This window comes from Klebsiella electrica (assembly GCF_006711645.1).
Lineage (GTDB): Bacteria > Pseudomonadota > Gammaproteobacteria > Enterobacterales > Enterobacteriaceae > Klebsiella > Klebsiella electrica.
In genome coordinates this window covers 1512752-1530024 of the sequence record NZ_CP041247.1, presented here as the reverse complement: position 1 = coordinate 1530024, position 17273 = coordinate 1512752, and the positions used below count along the sequence as shown (strand labels likewise).

Annotated in this window: 17 protein-coding genes; 3 read left to right on the top strand and 14 right to left on the bottom strand. The window is 60.0% G+C overall.

Annotated elements, in window-relative coordinates:
* Positions 1–3: 3 nt before the first annotated feature.
* Positions 4–1203, bottom strand: coding sequence for a nicotinamide mononucleotide deamidase-related protein YfaY (locus tag Electrica_RS07395; RefSeq protein ID WP_131048205.1), 1200 nt, complete (start codon positions 1201–1203; stop codon positions 4–6).
* 101 nt (positions 1204–1304) lie between these two features.
* Positions 1305–1847: a YfaZ family outer membrane protein gene (locus tag Electrica_RS07390; RefSeq protein ID WP_141964110.1), complete on the bottom strand. Its 543-nt coding sequence runs from the start codon at positions 1845–1847 to the stop codon at positions 1305–1307.
* A gap of 228 nt (positions 1848–2075) precedes the next feature.
* On the opposite strand from Electrica_RS07390, the gene nudI reads away from it, so the two are divergent.
* Entirely contained in the window at positions 2076–2501 is a 426-nt protein-coding gene (gene nudI, locus Electrica_RS07385; RefSeq protein WP_141964108.1) for a nucleoside triphosphatase NudI, read from the top strand.
* A gap of 24 nt (positions 2502–2525) precedes the next feature.
* Here the strand turns inward: nudI and menE are convergent, their stop codons facing one another.
* From menE to Electrica_RS07350, 7 genes are all read right to left on the bottom strand, one after another.
* On the bottom strand, positions 2526–3902 hold the full coding sequence (menE, locus tag Electrica_RS07380; RefSeq protein ID WP_141964106.1) for an o-succinylbenzoate--CoA ligase: 1377 nt from the start codon (positions 3900–3902) through the stop codon (positions 2526–2528).
* Positions 3899–4864 (bottom strand): o-succinylbenzoate synthase, encoded by a 966-nt coding sequence (menC, locus tag Electrica_RS07375; RefSeq protein ID WP_141964104.1) that lies wholly within the window; start codon positions 4862–4864, stop codon positions 3899–3901. The genes menE and menC overlap by 4 nt, the downstream gene beginning before the upstream one ends.
* Complete coding sequence (gene menB, locus Electrica_RS07370) at positions 4864–5721, bottom strand: 1,4-dihydroxy-2-naphthoyl-CoA synthase (protein WP_100682766.1); 858 nt, start codon at positions 5719–5721, stop codon at positions 4864–4866. The genes menC and menB overlap by 1 nt, the downstream gene beginning before the upstream one ends.
* A 14-nt stretch (positions 5722–5735) precedes the next feature.
* Positions 5736–6494 (bottom strand): 2-succinyl-6-hydroxy-2,4-cyclohexadiene-1-carboxylate synthase, encoded by a 759-nt coding sequence (menH, locus tag Electrica_RS07365; RefSeq protein ID WP_141964102.1) that lies wholly within the window; start codon positions 6492–6494, stop codon positions 5736–5738.
* Entirely contained in the window at positions 6491–8161 is a 1671-nt protein-coding gene (menD, locus tag Electrica_RS07360; protein WP_141964100.1) for a 2-succinyl-5-enolpyruvyl-6-hydroxy-3-cyclohexene-1-carboxylic-acid synthase, read from the bottom strand. The genes menH and menD overlap by 4 nt, the downstream gene beginning before the upstream one ends.
* A gap of 76 nt (positions 8162–8237) precedes the next feature.
* The gene (gene menF, locus Electrica_RS07355; protein WP_141964098.1) at positions 8238–9533 is read right to left on the bottom strand and encodes an isochorismate synthase MenF; all 1296 of its coding nucleotides are present in this window, start codon (positions 9531–9533) and stop codon (positions 8238–8240) included.
* 161 nt (positions 9534–9694) lie between these two features.
* Positions 9695–10156 carry a GNAT family N-acetyltransferase gene (locus Electrica_RS07350; protein ID WP_141964096.1) on the bottom strand — a complete coding sequence of 154 codons (462 nt, stop codon included), beginning with the start codon at positions 10154–10156 and terminating at the stop codon, positions 9695–9697.
* 54 nt (positions 10157–10210) lie between these two features.
* Between Electrica_RS07350 and rnz the strand changes: the two genes are divergently transcribed.
* The gene (gene rnz / locus Electrica_RS07345) at positions 10211–11131 is read left to right on the top strand and encodes a ribonuclease Z (protein WP_141964093.1); all 921 of its coding nucleotides are present in this window, start codon (positions 10211–10213) and stop codon (positions 11129–11131) included.
* A 108-nt stretch (positions 11132–11239) separates the two neighbouring features.
* Here the strand turns inward: rnz and nuoN are convergent, their stop codons facing one another.
* Positions 11240–12697 carry an NADH-quinone oxidoreductase subunit NuoN gene (gene nuoN, locus Electrica_RS07340; RefSeq protein WP_100682772.1) on the bottom strand — a complete coding sequence of 486 codons (1458 nt, stop codon included), beginning with the start codon at positions 12695–12697 and terminating at the stop codon, positions 11240–11242.
* Between the two features lie 6 nt (positions 12698–12703).
* On the bottom strand, positions 12704–14233 hold the full coding sequence (nuoM, locus tag Electrica_RS07335; protein WP_100682773.1) for an NADH-quinone oxidoreductase subunit M: 1530 nt from the start codon (positions 14231–14233) through the stop codon (positions 12704–12706).
* Between the two features lie 65 nt (positions 14234–14298).
* Here nuoM and Electrica_RS28390 point away from each other — a divergent pair, with 65 nt between their 5' ends.
* Complete coding sequence (locus Electrica_RS28390; protein ID WP_160702884.1) at positions 14299–14472, top strand: hypothetical protein; 174 nt, start codon at positions 14299–14301, stop codon at positions 14470–14472.
* 108 nt (positions 14473–14580) lie between these two features.
* Here Electrica_RS28390 and nuoL read toward each other — a convergent pair whose 3' ends face one another.
* Genes nuoL through nuoJ form a run of 3 tightly spaced genes read right to left on the bottom strand, consistent with a single transcriptional unit; the run spans position 14581 to position 17272 of the window.
* Entirely contained in the window at positions 14581–16422 is a 1842-nt protein-coding gene (gene nuoL, locus Electrica_RS07330; RefSeq protein ID WP_131048216.1) for an NADH-quinone oxidoreductase subunit L, read from the bottom strand.
* Entirely contained in the window at positions 16419–16721 is a 303-nt protein-coding gene (gene nuoK, locus Electrica_RS07325; protein WP_100682775.1) for an NADH-quinone oxidoreductase subunit NuoK, read from the bottom strand. Before nuoK ends, nuoL begins: the two co-directional genes overlap by 4 nt.
* Positions 16718–17272: an NADH-quinone oxidoreductase subunit J gene (gene nuoJ / locus Electrica_RS07320; protein WP_100682776.1), complete on the bottom strand. Its 555-nt coding sequence runs from the start codon at positions 17270–17272 to the stop codon at positions 16718–16720. The genes nuoK and nuoJ overlap by 4 nt, the downstream gene beginning before the upstream one ends.
* Position 17273 lies beyond the last annotated feature (1 nt).

Genomic DNA, 17273 nt, shown 5'->3' with positions numbered 1-17273 from the left:
ACATCACTCGATGAACACGCTGTCCACGACGTTAATCCAGCCATGCTCCCCGGCGACCGGCTGACCGTTCAACCAGCGACGCAGCATATTCAGCGCCATCATGGCACAGACTTGCTGGCGAACCGTCAGGCTGTAGCGAGTGGCGCTAAATTTGACCCGCAGCGCATGGGTGCCTTCCGGCGTCGAGAGGACAAAATTCAGGTGATCGGCCTCCTGGCCGCTCACCGCCAGCGCCAGACCCGCGAAATGATTGACCCGCCGTTCTGCGGCCCAGCGGGCGGACTGCGCCAGCGACTCTTCCTGGCAAGGGACCACTTCGCTTGCCAGCAGCGGCACGCTTGCCCGCGAAAGCTGAAGCGCCAGCAAACCGCCGGTAAACTGCTCACTCAGCGTCAGACTCAGCTGGCGCGCCTGTAAACAACGCGCGATCTGCGCGGGCAGCCCCTCGGTGCCCTCGAAAATCATGCTCTCCCCCGCTACTTTTTTCACTTCCGGCCATATCGCCAGCATCGCTTCGCGCTGCTCTGCCGGACCGGTGAGCTTCAGCTCAATAATCGGCATTGAAGAGCGGTAGCCCATGACCACGCCCGGCGGCAGCGCCAGCGGATCGAGGCTTTGCGCCAGATCGCTTTCCGAGCGGCCAAAAGTCGTCAGACGCAGGCACAGCGGCGGGGCTGGCAGCGGGAAACGCTCACGCAGGCGGGGTAAAATCTCCTGCTCGACCATCACTTTGAATTCCGACGGAACGCCGGGGGTGAAAAACATCAGACAGCGGTTGAGCTGAACGGCAAAACCGCAGGCCGTCCCCACCGGATTGTTGATCATCTCCGCGCTGGCGGGGATCTCCGCCTGCTTACGGTTACTTGCGGCCATCGGGCGACCGCGCTCGGCAAAGAAGCGAGTCATCGTTTCCAGCCACGCTTCGTGCAGAATCAGTCCTTCGCCCTTGGCGGTCGCAGCGGCCAGCGCACTCAGATCGTCACTGGTCGGCCCCAGGCCGCCGTTGACGATCAGCACATCCGCCTGTTCACTGCGTTCGCGTAACACCGCGACCAGGGAATCAAGGTCGTCGCCCACGGTGTTGCGGCGCGTTAACGGTAATCCCTGATTGAAAAAGAAATCGGCCAGCCACGCGGCATTGGTATCGACGATTTGCCCGTGCAACACTTCATCGCCGGTGGACAGCATTTCCACATTTATCATTATTCACTTCACTCCTTGCCTGCCAGATGGCAATACTATAACGCAAGGCGCAGGCGGAGTAGACAGGAATACGGCGCGGGAGACGTTCGCGCCGTGGGGGATTAGAAGCTGGCGCTGACGCCGACGTACGGGCCATCGGCAATCGTGCTGTCTTTGTTGCCGTCTTTCCCTTCGAGGTTCAGATAGCGATAGCCGGCTTCAATGCTCAGAGGCCGCATAATCGTCCAGCTCGCGCCGGCGTTAGCTTCCTGATAGCTCTGAATGCCGCTGGAGAGTGAATCCGGGGAATAGTAGTATTCGCCGAACAGACGGAAGCTGTCGCCGATTTTCCACTGCAGGCCGCCGCCGACGGCCGCCGCGTAGCCTTCATTGCCGCTCTTCGGATTGGTGTACACGCCCTTACCGCCAACCGTCGCGAGGAATGGCCCCAGCGGAAGATTCAGCCCAAGACCCAAACCCGCCGCGTCGCCGTCATTGTCGCTGTGCATCCAGTTGCCGGTTACTGCCAGACCGGATGACTCAGTCCCGAGACCGACGCCAAGATTGGTGTAGTGCTCGCCAACCTGGCCGGTCACGCTGATGGCATTTGCCGCCGTAGAGACCAACATCATGCCGGCAAGGCCGAATAAAATGCGCTTTTTCATTTTTACTCTATCCACAAAACAAGAATCAAAAAAGTCCCAAAAACCGCAGAATTGTACTGCCGAATGTTGAGGAATCAATGTATTAAAACGACCTTTACTTTGGTGATTGTAACCAGTTGCTACCGGTAGTATGGTGAAAACAGAGACAATGCAGCTTGCGGTTTAGCGAGACGGCTCGCAAACTTCTCCTCCACACCTTTTTCCTACCGTTTAGTCAAGGAGATCACCATGCGTCAAAGGACCATCGTCTGCCCGCTGATTCAGAATGAAGGGCACTATCTGCTCTGCAAAATGGCTGACGATCGCGGCGTTTTTCCCGGGCAGTGGGCACTTTCCGGCGGCGGCGTAGAACCGGGCGAACGGATTGAAGAGGCGCTACGTCGGGAGATTGGTGAGGAGCTCGGCGAGGCATTGCGGCTGACGCAGATTACGCCGTGGACCTTCCGCGATGATATTCGGGTCAAAACCTATGCCGACGGCCGTCAGGAAGAAATTTATATGATTTACCTGATTTTTGATTGCTTCAGCGCCAACCGCGAAGTCACCCTTAACGATGAATTTCAGGAGTATGCCTGGGTGAAACCGCAGGATTTGCACCGCTACGACCTGAATGTGGCGACCCGCAAAACGTTAACTCAGAAGGGCCTGCTCTGAACGCCGCGTCGAAGCCAACCCCGGTTAACAGGTCTGGCGGCCTGGCGCCGCATTAACCCAGTCACGTAATGCCCGGCGGGAGATTTTAATCCCGCCGGTTTTCAACGAATCAGGTAACGCCAGCCAGCGTACCGGCTGCTGAAAACGGGCCAGCTTATCCTGGGCCCAGACCGCCAGCGCGGTGACATCGCACTGCGCATCGCACTCCACCACCGCCACCGGACGCTGACCAAACTCCGCATCGTCTAACGGCACGATAAACGCCTGCTGAATCTGCGGATGCGCCAGCAGCACCCGCTCCACCTCTTCAGGCTGGATACTTTCCCCACCGCTGAAAAAGAGGTTATCCATCCGCCCAAGCAGCGTCAGTTTGCCCTCCCTGAGCTCGCCGCGATCGCGAGTGGCAAACCAGCCCTGTTCGTTGACCAGCGGCAGCACCCCGCCATCGCGCCAGTAGCCAGCGGCCATGCTGTCGGCACGTAGCCAGACCTCGCCCTCAACGATTTTCAGCGCGCGCCCCGGCAGCGGCTGGCCGACATCCGGCGCGCCATCCGCCTCTTTACCGCATACCGTCGAGGCGAACTCCGTCAGACCATAGCCACACCAGCAGCGAATGCCCCGGGCGCGCGCCTGTTCGGTCAGCGCGACGGGAATCGCCGCACCGCCCAGCAACACCGCCTTCAACGACACATCGGCCTCGCTATTGAGCAACCGCCAGAGCTGAGTGGGCACCAGCGAAGCATGCGTACAGCCTTGCAATGCCTGTTCCAGCGGTTGCCTTTCCCCTACCGTCAGGCGAGCGCCCGCCAGCAGCCAGCGCCAGAGAATACCCTGGCCGGAAACATGAAACAGCGGCAGCGACAGCAGCCAGTCATCATCCGACGCCAGCGGGATCATCGCCAGCACACCTTCGGCGCTGGCAAGATGCGCCCGACAGCTGTGTACAGCGGCCTTCGGCAACCCCGTAGAACCGGAGGTGAGCGTCATTGACGCCAGACGTTCTTCGCGCCAGAGCAGCGGCGAATCACCCGCCGTCCGTTGCAGCGCCAGCGGTACAAAGTCGAGGGCGAGCGGATCGCCGTTCAGCACCAGCGCATAACGCAGATCGAGGGAGGGTAACAATGCCGCCAGCAGCGAAGGCGGTAGCTGCGGATTGAGGGGAAGCACCCGGGCGCCGCACTGCAGCAGCGCCAGCCATGCCAGCAATGCCGACGGCTGGTTATAGGCTCGCAGCAGCACGCCCTCTCCTTCATTAACCCCCTGGGCGCGGAATCCGCCGGCCAGCGCGTCAACCTCGGCGCACAGCTGCCGCCAGTTCAGGACAACGTCGTTCAGGCGTACCGCCGGGGCCTCGCCACGCAGCTGACGCCAGTGGCGCCATGGCCAGTCGCTAAAGGTCACAGCAGCGGCTCCAGCTCATCACTGTTCAGACAGGGTAACGGGCTGTCAGGCCAGGGGCGAACCAGCTGCGCGCGCATCAATGCCAGCGTATCCAGGCCGGGAAGGGTCTGCGGCGTCAGCCAGGCGGCAATCCGCGCCAGCTGCGTCAGTCCAAGGCTTGATTCGATCGATGAGCTGATCACCGCCGTCAGCCCCAGCGCATGAGCCGTGGCAACCTGCTCCCGCACTTTACGCAGGCTACCGGTGAGCGTCGGCTTGATCACCAGCGCACGCAAACCCGGCTCTGCCTGAAAACGAAAATCCGCCTCACGCAGGCTTTCATCCCAGGCAATCGCGATGCCGGTTTCCCGGGCAAAAGCCCGCGAGTCGTCGCGGGTTTTGCACGGTTCTTCAAGGAAGGCGATACGGTGGCGGTACTGCGGATGGACATATTTCGCAAACTGCTGCGCTTTGAGCGGCGTCCAGGCGCGGTTGGCGTCCAGACGTAGCTGCAGGTCGGGAATCGCTTCCAGCAGCAGGTTAACCACCATGCCGTCACGCACCGCTTCATACAGGCCGATCTTGACCTTCGCGACCTTTTCACCGGGCAGTGCCGCCAGCCGGGCAAACAGTTCGTCCGGGTCGCCGGTGCACAGCGGCACCGCGCGATACTCCGCCTCCTGCGGCAGGTCATCGTTCAGCTCCGCCAGCGCACAGCTGACGCCGAAGGCCACGGAAGGCAGAGACGGCTCGGGCAGGTTCTCGCCCTGCCGCCAGGCTCTCGCCCATGCCACCAGCGCGGACTGCGCCTCCTCCAGCGTTTCCGCGCTAAAGCCCGGCAGAGGCGCAATTTCGCCCCATCCCTGGCGTTCCCCCTCCTGCAGGTGAATGAACAGTCCATCGCGAGTTTTTAACCGCCGTTCGCGCAGCACCACGCCCGCGTCCATCGGTACCTGCCAGCGGTAAACCTGCGCCTGACGCATTATGGATTCCGTTTAAATTTGCTGAAGTCCGGCTGACGTTTCTGGTTGAAGGCGTTGCGCCCTTCCTGCCCCTCTTCAGTCATGTAGAACAGCATGGTGGCGTTCCCCGCCAGCTCCTGCAGCCCCGCCTGACCATCGCAATCGGCATTCAGCGCCGCCTTCAGGCAGCGCAGCGCCATCGGGCTGTTTTGCAGCATTTCGCGACACCAGCGGACGGTCTCTTTTTCCAGATCCGCCAGCGGGACCACGGTGTTGACCAGCCCCATGTCCAGCGCCTGCTGCGCATCGTACTGGCGGCACAGGAACCAGATTTCGCGCGCCTTTTTCTGTCCGACGATCCGCGCCATGTAGGATGCGCCCCAGCCGCCGTCAAATGAGCCGACTTTCGGGCCGGTCTGGCCGAAGATGGCATTTTCCGCGGCAATCGTCAGATCGCACATCATATGCAGAACGTGACCGCCGCCGATGGAATACCCCGCCACCATCGCCACAATCGGTTTCGGGCAGGTGCGGATCTGGCGCTGGAAATCCAGCACGTTCAGGTGGTGGACGCCGGAATCATCCTGGTAGCCGCCGTAATCGCCGCGTACCTTCTGGTCGCCGCCGGCGCAGAATGCTTTGTCGCCTTCGCCGGTGAGGATAATGACGCCGATATTGTCGTCATATCGGGCATCGGACAGCGCCTGAATCATCTCTTTCACGGTCAGCGGGCGGAACGCATTGCGCACCTGCGGGCGGTTAATGGTGATTTTAGCCATCCCGTCCGTCGACTTCTGATAACGAATGTCGGTGTAGCCTTCGGAGCAATCGTGCCATTCCACAGGGGCGTAGAGCATTGCTTCATCAAGAGAGATCATAGAATGTCCTTTGGTTAACTCGCTAAAAACTGGGCCAGACATGACACCACCGCCGCAGGATTTTCCCGATGCGCGTTATGCCCGGCATGATGAATAATATGTGTCGTGGCGGCGACGTCGCGCGCAATGGCGCGAAACTTCGCATCGCGCTCGCCGCAAAGATAATGAACAGGGTAGCGCCGGGCGCGGAGTTGCGCGCGCAGGTCGGGCTGTACGGCAAGGGAGGTCGCCTCCAGCATCGCGGCAAGACTGGCGCCGCTGTTGTGGCTGCGCAGCGCCACAAGCGCTTCCCGCTGTGGCGTACTTAAGCTGGCGAAAACCGGCTGCTGGTACCAGTCGGCAAAAACCTGCGCCAGCGGCTCGCGGCGAAAACGCTCCGCCCAGGCGGCGTCGCGACAAGCACGCTGGCGGCGTTGGCGCGCATCCTGCAGGCCGGGATGCCCCCCCTCGACAACCAGCCCACACAGCCCGCGCCGCGGCTGACCGGCAAAAAACAGCGCAATACGCCCGCCCAGCGAGTAGCCAATCAACCAGTAGTCCCGGACATGATAGTGCGCCAGCGTTTCCGCCAGCCGCAGGCTGACCTCAGCAAAACCGCTGACCCTGACCTCGCGCGAACCACCGTGACCCGGCAGATCAATATACAACCGCGGATAAGCGCTGAACGCGGCGCCCACCGTTTGCCACTCCCGGCTGTCGCCGGAAAAACCGTGTAAAAACACCAGCCAGGGATAGCCCGACTGCCCCTTTTCGCACCGGGCGTGCAGACTCATAGCCGACTGACCTGCGCCAGCAGCTGTTGCAAAGTATGGGTGCCTTCCGTCTCATTCACCACCAGCTCAATCAGCGTGGCGCCAGGAAGCTGCCAGGCGCCAGCCAGCGCCGCTTCCAGAGCCTCCCAGCTGTCCGGACGGTGATAATGAAGGCCAAACATCGCCGCCGCATGGCCGAAATTAACATCCTGCGGCATCAGATAAAACTGCCGCCGTTGATCCTGCGGCGTCGGCAGTAAAGAGAAGATCTGTCCGCCGTTGTTGTTTACCACCATCAGCACCAGCGGCGCAGAGGCCTGACGCAGCAACGCCAGCGAGTTCAGATCGTAGAGCGCGGAAAGATCGCCGACGATCGCCAGGGTCGGGCGGGCGCTGGCTCGCTGGACCCCTGCCGCCGTCGCCAGCAGGCCATCAATACCGCTGGCGCCGCGGTTGCTGTAAACCGGGTATCCCGCCGGCAACTGCGCCAGGGCATCAATTAACCGAACCACCAGGCTGTTACCGACAAACAGCTGCCCCTGATCCGGAAGATAGCGGCGAATCCGGTGAGCCAGCTGGGCTTCGCCAAACGCCTCACTGCGCTCGGCCGCCGCCTGCCAGGCCTGTCGCGACAGCACAGGGATCGTCGTCGCCCACGGCTGGCGGCTTTCCGCCGGATGCAGATCCAGCCACTGTTCCACCGGGCAAATCAGCCGACGACCGCGGTGATGGGCCGGGTCGAGGCGACCGGGGAGATCGTCCACGACCCAGTATTCTTCCGGTTCACAGGTGGCCTGCCACTGCAGCACGCGTTTACCGGTGAGGCTGCTGCCCAGCTGCACAACGATTTGCGCCTGCTGCAGTTCGCTCACCGCTTTGCCGTTCGCCAGCCACAGGTCGGCGCACGGCAGCGGCTGCCCGGTCTGGGAAAGGACATCGCCAATCAGCGGCCAGCCGAGCGTTTTTGCCCACCCGGCAACTTTTTTACCTTCAGCGGCGCTCATGCGGCCCGCGACGACAACGCCCCGCTTTTGCCGCCAGAAAAACCAGTCGCGCTGCTTTTCGCTTTCCAGCTGCAGGGAGTGCCGCAGCCAGGGTTTATCGCTTTGCCACCACGCGCCGAGCTGCTGCTGCCACTCCACGCCGGTATCATCCATCTCGCCATACAGCGGTTCGGCGAACGGACAGTTGATATGGATACCGCCGGAATGCAGGGCGCCCAGCGCCTGATCAATCGTCGACACCAGCCAGCGCGCGGGCACATCCTGCGACGGGCGCGGCAACGACAGCGTCTGCGAGGGATGAGAGGCAAACATCCCCGGCTGGCGGATAGCCTGATTCGCGCCGCAGTCAATCAGCTCCGGGGGACGATCGGCGGTAAGCAGGATCAGCTTTTCACCGGTCAGGCCCGCCTCAATTAAGGCCGGATAGAGGTTAGCCGTCGCCGTTCCGGACGTGACAATCACCGCCACCGGCTGCCGGCTGGCTTTTGCCAGCCCCAGCGCCAGATGGCCAAGACCGCGCTCATCGAAATGAGTGTGGGGAATAAACGCGCGGTTTTCCGCCGCAGCCAGGGTAAGAGGTGTCGAGCGCGAGCCCGGCGCAATACAAATATGCTGCACGCCGTGGCGAGTCAATGCTTCGAGGATCACCGCCGCCCAGCGTCGGTTAAATGCGCTTACTGACATGAAATTGTCCGGTATCAAATATTGAGGCTAAGTATAGGTAATACAAAGTAATGGAGTATTGATATGAGTCGTTTATCTACGCTTTTGTCAGTAATAATGAACGCAGCCCCGCCGCCTTATTTTCTATCTCCTGCCACTCCTGCTCAGGATCGGAACCGCTGACAATCCCGGCGCCGGCATACAGCCTGAGCGTGGCATTTTCGACGAGCGCCGAACGCAGGGCCACGCAAAATTCGCTTTGCGCCAGCGCCAGGTAGCCAGCGGAACCGGCGTACCATTCCCGGATGAAAGGTTCATGGCGGGTAATAAAGGCCAGCGCCGCCCGACGCGGTAATCCTGCGACCGCGGCGGTCGGCTGCAGCTGATGCAGGCAGCGGGTATCGTCAGGCCGGTAGAGTTCAGCCCAGATGCAACGGCGCAGATGCTGTACTTTACGCAGCCGCACCACCTGCGGCGGCAGGACGTCCAGCGAACGGACGTCATCCTGCAGACGCTGGCAGATATCCTCCACCACCAGCATATTCTCGCGCTGGTTTTTATCATCTTTCATCAGCCAGTCGGCCAACAACTGCGCCTGGCGATCGTCGGGATGGCTGGCAACGGTCCCGGCCAGCGCTTCGGTGCGCAGCAGCGTCCCGCGCCGACGCCACAGCCGCTCCGGCGTTGAACCAAAGAATGTCCGCTGCGCGTTAAAGGCCATCATGAAATGAAAACAGCGGTGATTGCTACGTCGGCTGGCGGCCACGATCGCCAGCGGATCCGGCGGCAGAGCAAACCGGACATCGGTGGCCCGCGCGAGCACCACTTTATCCATCTCCCCTGCGGCAATCGCCTGAGTTGCCTGCTCAATCAACGCATACCATTGCGGATAGTCCGGGGAGTGCTGCTCGCTGAGCACCGGCGGCAGAGCGGCGGGCTGCGCCTGCTCAGGGGTGAGCGCCTGGAGAAATTCCCGGGCCGCGCTGGCCTCTTCGCGCAGTGACGTCTCGCTACTCAGCAGCAGACGCAGGGTGGCTTTTCCCCCGACCCGACGCCACTCCAGCCGCGGCAAAAATAGCGTCCCTTCCTGCGGGTTAAACGCGTTCAGGCCGCAAATACGTAAATCCGCCAGCCCCTGACGCTGCAAGAAGCCATGAGCCTCGGCCAAAGAGGGGAAGATTTTGACCGCGCCAAGCGCGGCAAGCTCTTCATCGCCATTGCGCTGCTGCCAGTAAAACTGCGGCCACTGCGCTTGATGACCGCACCACAGAAGGGGGTCAAAAGCGTCATGAAGCGGGAAAGGGATATCGAAAATTCGCGTACCGGACGACGGCGGAAAATCGTCAGACAGGCAGTCACGTAAGCGTTCCAGCGCAGTGGAAACAGACAGCACGCAAACCTCCACAGAATAAAAACCACAGATTATACGGGGTACTGGCGTGAAATTGCAGTACCCATAATGAGGGAGCGGACTTTCCGCATACGGCGGCGGCCAGACCGGACAGGCTGAAGGGAAAAAAGTATAGATTCTTTAGTCGGTTACGTTAACGACGCTTAACCGGCGACCGCTTCGCAGGCCATGCCGATATGCGCAATACCGTCCTCATCATAAATGTCGGTCACCGGCTGAAAACCGAAGCTGGCGTAAAAACGTTGCAGGTGCGCCTGGGCGCCGAGATAGATAGCCTTGTGCGGCCAATGACGACGACAGCTGGCCAGCGCCTGCTCCATCAGCTGATACCCCAGTTTCTCGCCGCGCACCGCCGGGCTGACAATGACCCGACCAATCACCACCGGTTCAATATCCTCGTCGCTTTTCAAAATGCGCGCGCAGGCGACCAGCTCATCGCCTCGCCAGCCGAGCAGATGGCGGTTATCACCAATCAGGTCGTCGCCGTCAATATCCTGATAAGGGCAGTTTTGTTCGACGATAAATACCGCGCAACGTAGTTGCAGCAAAGCGTACAGCTGCGGAACGGTCAGCTCTGCGTGGTGAAGATCCTGCCATGTAATCATTGACTGCTCCTGTATACTTGAGTTTTTTCACCCACGCCCTGAGGACACTGGACGATGGAATTGACATTTTTGGGGACATCCGCAGGCGTGCCGACCCGTGCACGTAATATGACGTCTATCGTGCTGAATTTGCAACAGCCGACGGCAGCGGAGATGTGGTTGTTCGACTGCGGAGAAGGGACCCAGCATCAGTTTCTGCATACCCCGTACCACCCAGGAAAGCTGAATAAGATATTTATTACTCACCTCCACGGCGATCATCTGTTCGGCCTCCCCGGACTGCTGTGCAGTCGCTCGATGCAGGGTAACTCTCTGCCGCTGACGCTGTACGGTCCGACGGGGCTCAGGGAGTTTGTTGAGACCGCGCTGCGCTTAAGCGGTTCCTGGACCGATTATCCGCTCACCATTATCGAAGTGGGCCCCGGTCTGGTCTTTGATGAAAGGGGCTATCGGGTCAGCGCATATCCGCTGAATCATCCGGTTGAATGCTACGGCTATCGTATCGAAGAGCACCCTCGCCCCGGCACCCTCGATGCCGCGCGGCTGATTGCCGACGGCGTCAGCCCGGGCCCGCTGTTTCAGCGCCTGAAACAGGGAGAAATGGTGGAGCTGGAGGACGGGCGGCGGATCGATGGTCGGCACTATCTCGGTCCGGCGACACCGGGTAAAACGCTGGCGATTTTTGGCGATACGGCCCCCTGCGAGGCGGCGCTTGAGCTGGCGCGCGGCGTTGATCTGATGGTTCATGAAACGACGCTGGAGCAGGCGATGGCGGAAAAAGCCAACAGCCGCGGTCATTCGTCGAGCCAGCAAGCAGCGGCGCTGGCCCGCGATGCCGGCGTCAGGATGTTTATCGCTACCCACTTTAGTTCGCGCTATGACGCCGAAGGCTGTCTGCGCCTGCTGACGGAGTGTCGGGAGGTTTTTCCCCGCACGCTGCTGGCCGAAGACTTTATGGTCTACAGCCTGAGCTAGCCGGGGCGGAAGGCATAAAACAGCACAGCGAGGCAAAAAAATGCCTGCCCGTATCGCTACGGGCAGGCAGGATTGCAGGACCGGCGGTGTGACCCCCGGACCTGGCGATTACATCAGCGGTTTTGCCAGTTGCACAATGCTAATCAGCGGCTGCGGCCAGACGCCGAGCACGAGAACCAGCAGCGCGGAGATCAGCACCACGATACCGCCCGCGCTATACTGCCAGTTCGACGGCGCATCGCGATTCAGTTTATCCGGCGCGCTCAGGTACAGACTCACCGCCACGCGCAGGTAGTAGTACAGACCAATCGCCGAACCGATCACCACGGCAGCAACCAGCCACCACAGGTGCGCATGCACACCGACGGCCAGCACGTAGAATTTACCGATAAAGCCCAGCGTCATCGGGATACCCGCCAGCGACAGCATCATCACCGTCATCACCGCTGACAGAATCGGACGGTGCCAGAACAGGCCGCGATAGGAGTACAGCGAGTCGGCATCCGGACCACGGTATGGGCTGGACATCAGGCTGACTACGCCGAACGCGCCGAGGCTGCTGAACAGATAGCCAGCCAGATAGACACCCACGGCTTCCATCGACATGTCACCGCTCTGCAGGGCAATCAGCGCTACCAGCAGATAGCCAAGGTGCGAGATGGAGGAGTAGCCGAGCAGACGCTTGATATTGGTCTGGCTCAGCGCCATCAGGTTACCGAAGATGATAGAGGCGAAGGCAATCAGGCCCAGCACCACGCGTACCGCTTCGCTGTTGCCCACCGGCATGTACAGGAACAGACGCATCACCACGCCGAAGATAGCAATCTTGCTGGCGGTTGCCAGGAAGGTTGATACCGGCGCCGGCGCGCCCTGATAAACGTCCGGCGTCCACAGGTGAAACGGAACCAGAGACAGCTTAAAGCCCAGGCCGACAATCATCAGGCCCAGACCCGCCAGCAGCAGCGGTTCGTGCAGCGCGCTGTCTGCCAGGCTTTTACCCAGCGCCAGGAAGGACAGGTTGCCCGAGTTCGCATACACCAGCGCCATACCGAACAGCAGGAATGAAGAGGCTGCGGCGGACAAAATGGTGTATTTGATACTCGCTTCCAGCGAACGCTTCTGGCGGAAGGCATAACCAACGAGACCGAACAGCGGCAGCGAAATCAATTCGATACCGAGGAACAGCGCCGCCAGATGGTTCGCACCCGCCAGCAGAATGCCACCCAGCGCGGCGATAAGCACCAGCAGGTAGAACTCTTCTTTATTGTCCTTGTATCCCTCAAGCCACGGGTACGCAAAGGTACAGGTGGCCAGGCTCGCCAGCAGCACCAGCCCGGTGTAGAGCATCGCGTAGCCGTCAACGCGAATCAGCGGCGTGACGTCCATCGCCCCGTTCTGACCCACGAACCAGAGTGAGACCAGCGCGGCATTAAGCCCGAGAACCGACAGCGTGGCATTAAGGAAATGATTGCGTCGCCACGCAATGGAGAGCATCACAACCACCACCGTCAAGCCGACGATCAGCAGCGGTAGCAGTGCGATCAGTTGTTGTGGAGTTATTGTCATGGCGAATTACGGCCTTGTAGTAGAAACAGAATTAACAAACCACTGCTGAATGTTGCTCATCGCAGCATGCGAGGTGTCGAGAATCGGCTGCGGGAAGAAGCCCAACAGCACCAGCAGCACCACCAGCAGCAGGATGATAGACAGTTCACGCAGGGACATCCCCGGCAGATCTTTCGCCGCGACTTCGCTTTTCGCTTTACCGAAGTAGGCGCGATGCAGCATCGACAGCGAGTAAACGGAAGCGAATACCAGACCAAAGGTCGAGATCACGGTAATCAGCGGCACCACTTTATAGCTGCCGAACAGAATCATAAATTCGCCGACGAAGTTACCGGTGCCCGGCATCCCCAGGGTTGCCACGGCGAAGAACATCGACATCGCCGGCAGCCATTTAATTTTGCTCCACAGACCGCCCATCTGGCGCATATCACGGGTATGCAGACGCTCGTACAGCTGACCGCAGAGAATAAACAGACCCGCAGCGGACAGACCGTGCGCAATCATCTGAATCACCGCGCCCTGATAAGCCAGCTGGCTGCCGGTGTAGATAGCAATCAGCACGAAGCCCATGTGGGAAACGGAGGTGTAAGCAATCAGACGTTTGATATCGGTCTGGGCGAAAGCCATCCACGCGCCGTAGAAGATACCGATAACGCCCAGCCACATGGCGATTGGCGCAAACTCGGCGGAGGCGTTCGGGAACAGCGGCAGCGCAAAGCGCAGCAGACCGTAGGCCGCCGTTTTCAGCAAGATCCCCGCCAGGTCAACGGAACCGGCGGTCGGTGCCTGGGAGTGGGCATCCGGCAGCCAGCCATGCAGCGGAACCACCGGCATTTTCACCGCAAAGGCGATGAAGAAGCCGAGCATCAGCAGATATTCCACGCCGTGGGACATCGGCGTTTTCAGCAGATCTTCGTAGTTGAAGGTCCAGACGCCGGTCGCGTTGAAGTGGACAAATGCCAGCGCCAGGATGGCAATCAGCATCACCAGACCACTCGCCTGGGTATAGATGAAGAACTTGGTTGCCGCCGTGATACGCGTTTTACCGTCAGACGCCTTATGGCCCCACAACGCGATCAGGAAGTACATCGGCACCAGCATCATCTCCCAGAAGAAGAAGAACAGGAACATGTCGATGGCAAGGAACACGCCGATAACGCCGCCCAGGATCCACATCAGGTTGAGGTGGAAAAAGCCCTGGTATTTCTCGATTTCGCGCCACGAACACAGCACCGCCAGCACGCCAAGCAGACCGGTCAGCACCACCATCAGCAGCGACAGGCCGTCGATAGCAAGATGAATGCTAATACCGAAGCGTGGGATCCACGGCATCACGAATTCAGACTGCCACTGCGGAATGCCCGCAGATTGCGTCAGAGAATAGCCGCCCTGCAGCCACAACTGCAGCGAGAGCACCAGCGTCAGCCCCATGGTAATCAGCGCAATCCAGCGCGGCACCTTCACGCCAAAGCGTTCAGTCTGCCAGCACAGAAACCCGCCGATAAAGGGGATTAGTATTAACCAGGGTAATAACATAGCTAAGTATGTCCCTTATATTTATCCTGCTCAGGCGACCTTGCTTGCCCGCCCGAATCCTGCCAGTGTCCACACAAAACGCCTCGCGTTTTGAACGTCCTGAGGACGGCCCCGAAGGGATGAACGTTGCGAAACATCCTCACGTACTCAGTACGCTCCGGCTGCTGCGCGCTGGCGGTATCCGGCCTGACTTCGCCGATGACGCCTGTACTTCAGGAACAGATTTCAACGAATTCTAAAAATTTTTTTGGGTTCATTATGTCGGATGGCGCTTCGCTTATCCGACCTACGGTGCCGTAGGCCCGGCTAGCGCAACACCGCCGGGCAAAACAACCCAACCCACAAACTCAGCGCAGTACCATCAGCAGCGCCAGCACGACAACCGCGCCGATGCTCATGGATGCCACATACCAGCGTAAATATCCGTTCTCGCTGAACAGCAGACCTTTGCCTGCAAAGCGGGAGAGAATAGCCGGAATGTTCATCATTGAGTTCAGCGGATCGCTCTTCAGCAGCCACGCGATGCCGAGGAATGGTTTCACGAACACTTTGTCGTACAACCAGTCGAAGCCCCATGCGTTGTACCACCAGGTACCCAGCAGACGGCCCGGAGCGCTGTTGGCAACCGCAGTCACCAGCGTGCGTTGACCCAGCCACAGCCAGGCGGCGATCAGAATACCGGCAATGGCGATAATCCCGGAGGCAATCTCCAGCGTCATCACGCGGCCGTGCTCAAGTTCGGTTGTCTGCGGCAATACGCCCTGCAGCGGCGGAACAATCAGCGCGCCAACGAAGGTCGACAGAATCAGCAGCACAATCAGCGGCAGGTGGTGGGTAATCCCCTTCCCTGCATGCGCATGGATTTGCTCTTTGCCGTGGAAGACGATGAAGATCATCCGGAAGGTATAGAGCGAGGTCATAAATGCGCCGACCAGACCCGCAACCATCAGATTGATATGGCCATTCGCCATCGCGCCAGCGAGGATTTCGTCCTTACTGAAGAAGCCTGCGGTGATGAGCGGCAGTGCGGACAGCGCCGCGCCCCCCACCAGGAAGCAGACATACACCAGCGGGATCGACTTACGCAGGCCGCCCATTTTGAAGATGTTCTGCTCGTGGTGGCAGGCCAGAATGACCGAACCGGACGAGAGGAACAGCAGCGCTTTAAAGAACGCGTGGGTCATCAGGTGGAAAATCGCCGCATCCCATGCCTGTACGCCGAGCGCCAGGAACATGTAGCCAATCTGGCTCATGGTGGAATAAGCGAGAACGCGTTTGATATCGGTCTGAACCAGCGCAGCAAAGCCTGCCAGCACCAGCGTCACCGCCCCGACGATACCGACCAGATGGAGAATTTCCGGGGTCATCAGGAACAGGCCATGGGTACGGGCGATCAGGTAGACGCCCGCGGTTACCATGGTCGCGGCGTGGATCAAGGCAGAAACCGGCGTCGGACCGGCCATGGCGTCCGCAAGCCAGGTCTGCAACGGCAGCTGCGCCGATTTACCGACCGCGCCGCCCAGCAGCATCAGCGTTGCCCACCACAGCATATTGTTGCCGGCTGCAAAGTGCGCAGGCGCCAGTTCGACCATTTCGCGGAAGTTCAGGGTGCCCAGCTCGTTGTAGAGAATGAACAGCGCGAACGCGAGGAACACGTCACCGACGCGGGTGACCACGAAGGCTTTCATCGCCGCGGCGCCGTTCTTCGGATCGGTGTAGTAGAAACCGATCAGCAGATAGGAGCACAGGCCCACGCCTTCCCAGCCGAGGTACATCAGCAGCAGGTTATCGGCCAGTACCAGCACCACCATACTCGCGATAAACAGGTTGGTGTAGGCGAAAAAGCGGGAGTATCCCTCTTCACCGCGCATATACCAGGAGGCGAACATGTGGATCAGGAAGCCAACGCCGGTCACCACGGAAAGCATGGTCAGCGAGAGACCATCCAGCACCAGGTTAAAACCAATGTTGAAATCCCCCACCGACATCCAGGTCCACAGCGGTACGCTGACCGCCTGTTTGCCGTTAGCGAAGAAGTCGACGCCGACAAACGCGGTCACCAGCGCCGCCAGGCCGACTGACCCCATTCCCACGGTGGCGGACAGGTTTTCCGACCAGCGTCCGCGGGAAAAGGCCAGCAGCACAAAGCCAATCAATGGCAAAAGAATGGTTAAGGCAAGCATGTTCATCCACGCAACTCACTTACTGAATCGATGTTCAGGTTCTGGCGGCGACGATGGAGCTGCAGCAGCAGCGCCAGGCCGATACTCGCTTCCGCAGCCGCGAGGCTGATGGCGAGGATATACATTATCTGACCGTCGGTCTGACCCCAGTAGCTGCCTGCCACCACGAAAGCCAGCGCGGCGGCGTTGATCATGATTTCCAGGCTAATCAGCATAAACAGCAGATTGCGGCGGATAACCAGACCCGTCAGGCCGAGCACAAACAGGACAGCGGCGAGGATCAGCCCATGTGTTAAGGGAATCATGCGTGTTCCTCCGTTTTTCTTTTGTCGCTATCGCCCTGACGGTTGCTCAGCACTTCGCCGGCGCGCTCTTCGCGGCCAATGTGGAAGGCAACAACCAGACCGGCCAGCAGCAGCATGGAGGCCAGCTCCACCACCAGTACGTACGGCCCAAACAGCGCAATACCCACTTCTTTCGCGCTTATCGCGTTGCCTTCAATGCCCTGATCGTTAAGACCGAGGATGGCATACACCATAACCACCAGCAGCACCGCAGAGAGGATGGCCGGACCAATCCAGATCCCCGGCTGCAGCCACTTGCGTTCCTGCTCGATTTCGCTGCCGCCCAGGTTGAGCATCATCACCACGAACACGAACAGCACCATGATGGCCCCGGCGTAGACGATAATTTCCAGCGCACCGGCAAAGTAGGCCCCCAGAGAGAAGAACACTCCGGCAATCGCCAACAGCGAAATAATCAGGTACAGCAACGCATGCACCGGATTGGTGTGGGTGATGACCCGCAGCGTCGCGAGGATGGCGATGAGGCCACAGATATAAAAAGCGAATTCCATT